Genomic DNA, 638 nt, shown 5'->3' on the forward strand with positions numbered 1-638 from the left:
CCACTTTGTGGTTCATGACTGGGGTGAAGTCGTAACAAGGTAGCCCTAGGGGAACCTGGGGCTGGATCACCTCCTTACCTATACGACTAACTTAGCGCATGCTGAGTGTTCACACAGATTGCTTGTCAAAAGAAAAGAACAAAAATGGGTCTGTAGCTCAGCTGGTTAGAGCGCACCCCTGATAAGGGTGAGGTCGGTGGTTCAAGTCCACTCTGACCCACCAATTCTTCGTTAACTCGTTAACTCGTTACTCGTTTAGTTTGCTAAACGTCGCAACAGGTTGTCTTGACTAACCTCGAATTGGCTTCGCCAATTTATTGGTACGTATTTTTGTTCACTGCATGTAAATGGGGCTATAGCTCAGCTGGGAGAGCGCCTGCCTTGCACGCAGGAGGTCTGCGGTTCGATCCCGCATAGCTCCACCATTTACTTCTTTGATTGAAGAAAGTAGCATGCGATTCGGTTAGAGATGCCAAAGATAAATGTGAATTTATCTTTGGCTTTTTTAAGCCCGTTCTTTAAAAATTTGGAAAGCTGATAGTAATTTAGCAATCAATTTATTGATTGTTTAAATTGCAAAATCTCTGTTGTTAATGCGAAAGCATTGATAACAAATGAGTTCTCAAACACTTTAATGA

The 638-nt window shown here is 42.8% G+C and carries 2 tRNA genes and 1 rRNA gene; all 3 read left to right on the forward strand.

Features of this window, described 5'->3' with window-relative positions:
* Window positions 1-77: ribosomal RNA gene (locus tag IEY18_RS17325) — 16S ribosomal RNA — on the forward strand; the annotation flags it as partial.
* A 69-nt stretch (window positions 78-146) separates the two neighbouring features.
* Window positions 147-223 (forward strand) — tRNA-Ile (locus IEY18_RS17330).
* Between the two features lie 126 nt (window positions 224-349).
* Window positions 350-425, forward strand: a tRNA-Ala gene (locus IEY18_RS17335).
* Window positions 426-638 lie beyond the last annotated feature (213 nt).

Source organism: Shewanella gelidii (assembly GCF_014647855.1).
Classification (GTDB): Bacteria; Pseudomonadota; Gammaproteobacteria; order Enterobacterales; family Shewanellaceae; genus Shewanella; species Shewanella gelidii.